The 7097-nt window shown below is 74.1% G+C and carries 4 protein-coding genes; 2 read left to right on the top strand and 2 right to left on the bottom strand.

What is annotated here, in order from left to right; all coding sequences use genetic code 11:
* Positions 1 to 508: 508 nt before the first annotated feature.
* Both MTP10_RS28335 and MTP10_RS28330 read left to right on the top strand, forming a co-directional pair.
* Positions 509 to 1885, top strand: coding sequence for an AMP-binding protein (locus MTP10_RS28335; RefSeq protein ID WP_310712799.1), 1377 nt, complete (start codon positions 509 to 511; stop codon positions 1883 to 1885).
* Positions 1882 to 2841, top strand: a complete 960-nt coding sequence (locus MTP10_RS28330) for a hypothetical protein (RefSeq protein ID WP_310712798.1) — start codon at positions 1882 to 1884, stop codon at positions 2839 to 2841. The genes MTP10_RS28335 and MTP10_RS28330 overlap by 4 nt, the downstream gene beginning before the upstream one ends.
* On the opposite strand, the gene MTP10_RS28325 is transcribed toward MTP10_RS28330, so the two are convergent.
* Positions 2826 to 5771 (bottom strand): BTAD domain-containing putative transcriptional regulator, encoded by a 2946-nt coding sequence (locus MTP10_RS28325; RefSeq protein WP_310712796.1) that lies wholly within the window; start codon positions 5769 to 5771, stop codon positions 2826 to 2828. The two genes, MTP10_RS28330 and MTP10_RS28325, sit on opposite strands and share 16 nt — an antisense overlap.
* A gap of 105 nt (positions 5772 to 5876) precedes the next feature.
* Positions 5877 to 6950, bottom strand: coding sequence for a LacI family DNA-binding transcriptional regulator (locus tag MTP10_RS28320; protein WP_310712794.1), 1074 nt, complete (start codon positions 6948 to 6950; stop codon positions 5877 to 5879).
* Positions 6951 to 7097: the final 147 nt, after the last annotated feature.

Genomic DNA, 7097 nt, shown 5'->3' with positions numbered 1-7097 from the left:
CCCGCTCGCCCGCGCCACGGCCTTGGCCAGCTGCGTCTTGCCCACCCCGGCGGGCCCCTCGACCATGCGACGAACGCGGCGAGCAGGGCGCGGCGCAGGCGCATGCCGCGCGGCGGGGATGCCATGGCTGTCGGTCCTTCCATGCCGGAGATCACTCGTGTTTCCGGCACCGACGCTAGGGATCACGCCTCGTGGTCGTCCTCACCCCGGGGAGCCCACTTCGGCGTAGCTCTCAGGTATGACCCGGGCTCGCCGGCGTGTAGCGGTTATATGGCCGATTTGTAGAGCCCGGCCTGATCGTCTACAGGCAGAGGGGCGGCGTTTGCCCCTCGTACCGCACGAAAAGGGAGACACCCATGGTGAAGACCGCTCGCCGCTACGCCAAGTACGCCGTCAGCGCCCTGTCGACCGCCGTGTTCATCCTCAACGGCTGACGTCGTCCCGCGTCCCCCGGGCTCTCCGGGGCCCGGGGGACGCACCGCGCCATCAGCGAGAAGCAGGGAGAGGCATGTTCGGCACAGCGGTGCGGCAACTGGGCTACGCGTGGTCGATGATGTCGGGCCGCAGGTTCCGGATCCGGGACGTACGCGCCCTGGTGGACGACACGCGGGCGACCATGGAGGCGTTCGGCTCGCCGGGCGAGGGCTCCGACGACATGCTGGCGGCCACCGACCCCGAGATCCAGGAGGACCTCACCAGGCGGCGCATGCGCCGGACGATCAAGCACGCCATGGCGGAGGTCCCCTACTACCGCCGCCTGCGCGACCCCGACGACATCCCGCCGACGCCCAAGCTCGCCCTGAGGGGCATGCCCTCCGCGTTCGTCTCCGACCTGGCCCGCCCGGCCGTGCTCGCCCACACCACCGGGACGACGGGCAGCCCCACGCTCGTCTGGTTCTCCGCGTACGAGATCGAGCTGATGTCCTCCATCTCCGCGCTCGGCCTCATGCTCGCCGGCGGCCTGCGCTCCGATCATCTGTGGGCCAACGCGATCAGCTCCCGTTCCATCGCCCAGATCCTGGTCGAACGGGCGGTGCCGATGACGGGCGCGGGCTTCATCCACCTGGGCATGGTCGATCCACGTGCCACTCTCGACCGGCTGGCCACGCCGCTGCACGTGCCCGGCAAGCAGCCGCTGATCACGCACCTCAACGTGACCGCCTCCTACCTCGGCGCCCTGGTCCAGGAGGCCGAGCGCGGCGGCTGGAGCCCGCGCGACTTCGGGCTGGCCGAGGTGTACTCCGGCGGCGAGGTGCTGACCGACGCGCTGCGCGTGCGCGCCGAGCAGGCCCTGGGCGCCAAGGTCTTCGACGGGTACTCCATGACCGAGGTCGCGCCCGTCGCCGGGCGGGTGTGCGACGACGGGCATCTGCATCTTCCGCCCGACCAGGGCCTCGTCGAGGTGCTCGACCCGGTCACCATGGAGCCCGCCGGCCCGGACGCGCTCGGAGTGCTGGTCATCACCCCGTACTCCACCTTCCGCGACACGACGCTGCTGCTCCGCTACGTCACCGGCGACATGGTCAGGACGTTGCCCGAGCCGGCCACGTGCGCGATGGCGGCGATCCCGGCGACCTCCCGCCTCCTGGGGCGCTCCGTCGACGGCGAGGTGACCACCCGTGACGTGCTGGACCTGCTGCAGGCCGAGCCCGCGCTGCCGCTGCCGACGAGGTTCGCGATCGAGGACGGCGTCCTGCACGTGGTGTCGGGCAAGGACGACCCGGCGCTGCTCGGCCGGCTGGAGGAGCGGGCCGGGGCGTTGGCGATCAGGGGCATCAGGCTGGTCGAGACCCCCGACGAGCTGCCCAGCCCCTGCCAGGTCCGGGCCGACCTGATCGAGCACAGCTTCGAGCACGCCGCTCCCCTTCCGATCGGAGTCCGATGACCGCGCACGTCGTGGGCCTGCACGCGCTCATCGCCCTGGCCATCGTGCTGGCGGGGCTCTTCCTGACCCGGTACGCGATCCCGCGCCCGCCGGTCGGCCGGTTCGTCGGGGCGGACATCGCGGTCATGGTCGTGGCGCTGGTGGCGATGCCGTTCGCGTACCTGCACATCCCCGTGGGGATCGTGGTGACCGTGTTCGGCGTGGTGGTCTTCACCTTCGCGCAGCTCACCCTCGCCCCCGTGATCGGCGGCAGGGCGGCCGCGATCTCCGCGGGGCTGCTGTGCTGCGGCGACGTGGCGGCGTACTTCGCCGGCTGGACGCAGGCCGTGCTGGTGCTGAACGACGTCGCGGTGATCCTGCTCGTCGTGGGCGCGGTCAACCTCTGGGTCCAGACGGCCATCACCCCGGCCCAGGTGGCGGCCCTGGCGGCCGCGCTGACCTGCTACGACACGCTGGCCACCGGGCTCAGCTCGCTCACGCTCGACTTCGTGGCACGGCTGGACGGACTGCCGTTCGCGCCCGTGCTGGCCACCCGTTACGGCGCCGACCCGTCGATCGCCGGACTGGGCGACTGCCTCATGCTGGCGTTGTGGCCGCTGGTGGCCTTCAGGTGGTACGGCAGGCGCGCCGGATGGACGGCGGCCGGGATCGACGCCGTGCTGCTGGCCGTGATGGTCGCGGCCTTCCTGTCCGGCAGCGGCGCGGTGCCGCTGCTGAGCATCCTCGGGCCGCTCATCGTCGTGCAGTGGCTCTTCTGGCGCCGGCGCCCCACTGCGGCGCCGTCGCGGCCGCAGGTGGAGCAGGCGCTCGGCGGCACGATCCCCGGCGGGGTGTGGGTGGCGCTGGCCGACGGCCAGGTCGTCGGCGAAGGGCCGACCCCCGGCCGGGCCAGGCAGGCGGCACGCCTGTCGGGAGCGGAGGCCGTACCGGTGATCAGGTATCAGCCGGCCAGGTAGGCCTCCACCCGCGCGCGCTCCGGTCCGCTCTCGAACAACTCGATCGACTCGCGCCACGCCGCGGCCGCGCGCTCGCGCTCCCCCAGCTCGGCGTGCGCGCGCCCGAGCTCCCTGAGCACGCGGGCCCGCCACACCGGCGGCCCGTCGGTCCCGAGCCGCTCGCGGACGGTGCCCAGCAGGCCGAGCGCCTCCCCGGCGCGGCCCTGCCGCAGCCGCACCTCGCCGAGCGCGTACGTGGCCAGGGCCTCCCCCAGCTCGTCGCCGCACTCGCGGAAGAGCGACCGGGCCCGGCCGAGCGCGTCCACGGCCTCCTCGAACCCGCCGAGCGCCCCCACCGCCTCACCGAGCCTGCGCAGCACCTTGCTCACCGCGACACGGTCCCCGATGGCCTCGCTGAGCACCAGGCTCTCCCGGTAGCACCGCACCGCCTCGGCCACGTCACCGCGCATGTAGCGGACCGTGCCCAGAGCCCGCAGCAGGTCGCCGCGCACCCGGGGGTCGTCGCCCGCCTTGGCCAGCCGCTCCTGGCAGAGCCGCATCGCCTCGCCGTACCGGCCGAGCTCCATGTGGATCCAGATGGGCCAGATCGCGGCGTAGTCGACCCCACTACTGTCGCCCAGCTCCTCCATCATGGCGATGGCGCGGTTCGCGGCGTCCAGCCCCTGCTCCCAGAGCCCGGCCCCGTGGTGGCACGCGGCCAGGTTGATCAGCGCGTACGCGGCCCCGTGCGCGTCGCCGATCCGCTGGAAGTCCCGTAACAGCCGGCCGAAGTGCGCGCTCGCGTTCCCGTAGGCCCCTCGCGACAGCGGCACCCCGGCCAGGAGCAGCTCCGCCCGCAGCGCGATCCGCTCACCGGGAGCCGCGGCGATCACGAGCCGCTGCAGCCGCTCCACGTCGTCGAGGAACCCTTCGAGGTTCAGATACGCGGACAGGTGGTGCGCCAGCTCGGCGGCCTCCTCCGCCATCCCCAGGTCGAGGGCCACCTGCACGCTGTGGATGAGCGTCCTGCGCTCGGCGGCCAGCCACGCGACGCCCACCCCCGCGGTCGCCTCGGCCTCCGGGTACGGCGGCGCGGTCGGTATGGGCAGCTCGCGGGTGGCGGCCCTGATCCGGCGCAGGCACTCCGTCACGTGCCTGGCCAGCGCCGCCCGCTGTTCCTCCGGAGCGTCCTCGGCCTGGGCGCGTTCGCCGGCGTAGACCCGCAGCAGATCGTGCAGCCGGTAGCGCGGCTGGCCGGCCCCGTCGACCTCGCCGGTGTCCAGCAGCCCGCTGATCACCAGGGTCTCCAGCGCCGCGTCGGCCTCGAGGGCCGGCCCGCCGTGCAGCGCCGCCGCCGACCACTCGGCGATGCTCTCCAGGTCGGCCAGCCCGAGCAGCCTGAACGCCCGTCGCGCCGGCTCGGGCAGGGCCGCGTAGCTCTCCGAGAACGTGCCGCGCACGTCCAGTCCGCCCACGATCAGCTCGTCGAGCCGCCGGTCCTCGAGCCGGCTGGCGAACTCGCGCACCGGCCAGGAAGGACGGATGGCCAGCCGGGCGCCCGCCACCCTGATCGCCAGCGGTAACATCCCGCAGGCCCGCAGGAGGGCCCCCGTCGCCTCCGGCGCCGCCCCGAACCGGGCCCCGCCCGCCACCCGCTCCAGCAGCAGGCGAGCGTCGTCCTCGCCGGGCAGTTCCAGCGGCAGCCGGGTGACCCCCTCCAGCGCGGGCATCCGCGATCTGGACGTCAGCAGGACGCAGCAGCGCGCCGTGCCCGGCAGCAGGTGGCGCACCTGTGTCGCGTCCTGGGCGTCGTCGAGCACGATGAGCACGGCCAGGTCGGCCAGGCGTTGCCTGAGCAGCCTGGCCCGTTCCTCCAGCGGCCCGGGAATCAGCGTGCCGTCCACGCCGAGCGATCTGAGCAGCTCGCCCACCAGGTCGCCGGGGCTGCGGGGTCCGGCCGCGTCGCGGCCCAGCCGCAGGAAGACCTGGCCGTCGGGGTAGTCGGCGCGCAGGAGGTGCGCCGCGTGCACGGTCAGCGTGGTCTTGCCCACGCCCGGCAGCCCCGACACGACCACGATGGGCGGCGACATGCGGTCCGGCCGCGCCCGGGCGGCGGCCAGCAGCACGTCCAGTTCGGCCTGCCGGCCCACGAAGTCGGAGGTGCCGGCGGGAAGCTGGCACAGCGGCGCCCGGAAGGCGGGGGCGCTCCGCGCGGGGGCCGGCACGGGGTCGCCGGCGAGCAGGGCGGCGTGCAGGCCGGCCAGCTCGCGGCCCGGCTCGATGCCGAGCTCCGCGCGGAGCACCGCGCGGGCCTGGCGGAAGGCGTCCAGCGCCTCGCTGCGCCGCCCGCTCTTCTGCAGGGCCAGCATGAGCTGCGCCCACAGCCGCTCACGCAGCGGGTGGGCGGCGACCAGCGTCCGCAGCTCGGCCACCAGGTCTTCCTCGCCGAGCTCCAGCCGTACGTCCATCCAGTCGGACCTGGCCTCGACGAGCTGTTCCTCCAGCTCGGCGATCCTGGGCGCCATCGCCATGCCGAGCCGGGCGTCCTCCGCGGGGCTGCCCCGCCACAGGGACACGGCCGCCGCGTGGGCCCGCGCCGCCGTCTCGCGCTCGCCCGCCTGCCGCGCGCGCCGCGCCCGCCGTACGGCGTCCTCGAACGCGAGCAGGTCGAGCCGGTCGGGCGTCACCTCGCAGATGTACCCGGAGGACTCCCTGCGCAGATCCAATGAGCTGCCCCGCAGGGCGCGGCGCAGCTGGGAGACGTACGTCTGGAGGTTGGCCACGGCCGAGGACGGCGGGGCGTCCCAGACGGCGGCGACCAGGCGCTCGGTGGAGAGGGCGACGTTGGGATGGAGGAGCAGGGCACTGAGCACGGCGCGCTGCTTGGCGTTCAGCCGAAGAGGCCCTTCCGCGCCGCGCACGCGCAGGGATCCCAGAATCGCGAAATCCACCGTGACATCTCCCCGAGACCGTCCGGAACCCAGGAGCGAGTACATCCCTTGCCGATCAGTATGGCAACCACGGGGCCACTGGGGCGCGGGAGGCGCGGTGAGCGGTCAGCGGCGGGGGCCGCAGCTTCCGCGGACGATGAGCTCCGTGGGCAGGACGATCGCGCGGGGGCGGCGGCCCGAGGTGCGCAGCACCAGCTCGGCGGCGCGGTAGCCGATGTCGCGTCCCGGCTGGGCGATCACCGTGAGCGGCGGCGAGCACAGCTCCGCCCACGGCACGTCGTCGTACATCACGAGCGACACGTCCCGCGGCACCCGCAGGTCCAGCTCGCGGGCGGCCAGGACGGCCGCCTCCCCCAGCATGTTGCCGCCCGCCAGCACGGCCGTCAGGTCGGGACGGCTCTGGAACAGGCCCGAGGCGGCGGCGTAGGCGGAGTCGCGGCTGCCGGTGGCGAACACGACCAGCTCCTCGTCCACCGGCGGGCCGACGGCTTCGCGGAACGCGGCGACCCGCCGGTCGTGGCCGGGGCCGCCGAGGAAGGCGATGCGCCGGTGGCCCAGGCCGCGCAGGTAGCGGACCGCCGTGCGGATGCCGGTCCGGTCGTCGGCCAGGACGGCGGGCACCTCGGCGGGACGGGGCGGCGGGGGCGGCGGAACGCCGTCGAGCAGCATGAGATCGGCCGCTCCCCCCGGCAGCCCCCCGCCGCTCAGGCCGTCGGCGGCCCGCTCGGCGGGGAGACGGTCGGCGAAGACCACGGTCATGCCGGCCCGCGCCACCGGTCCCCAGGTGTCGGCGCCGCCCGACGGCACGGCGATCATCCGGTCCACACCCTGCTCCAGCAGCATGCCGACCAGCTCGGCCTCCTGCTCGGGGTCGTCGCCGGTGGAGCCGAGCACCACGGGCTCGCCCGCGGACCGGGCGCAGGCGAGCACGCCCTCGGCGAGCTGCCCGAAGAAGGTGTCGGTCAGGTCGGGGACGAGCAGGCCGATGCCGCCGGTGCGGCGCCGGCGCAGGTTGCGGCCGAGCGCGCTCGGCCGGTAGTCGAGCTGGGCCGCGACGGCCAGCACCCGCTCCCTGGTGTCCGGGCTGGCCGAGCCTCCCGACAGCACCCGGGACACCGTGGCCACGCCCACGCCCGCCGCCTCGGCGACGTCCTTGATGGTCGCCCGCTTCGCCTCCATGGAAACGATTCCATCATGGTTTCCATCCGACCGGAACCCCGCAGAATCCGTAGAAGCTGGTCACCCCGTAACCCTTGACACTCCTGCCCCTTTCGGGTGAGATGCATGAAAACGTATCCATGTGAGTGGACACCCCGCACATCACCT

Source organism: Nonomuraea sp. 3-1Str, assembly GCF_031570565.1.
GTDB lineage: Bacteria > Actinomycetota > Actinomycetes > Streptosporangiales > Streptosporangiaceae > Nonomuraea.
The sequence above is the reverse complement of the archived record's forward strand: the minus strand, read 5'-3'. Positions and strand labels throughout refer to the sequence as shown.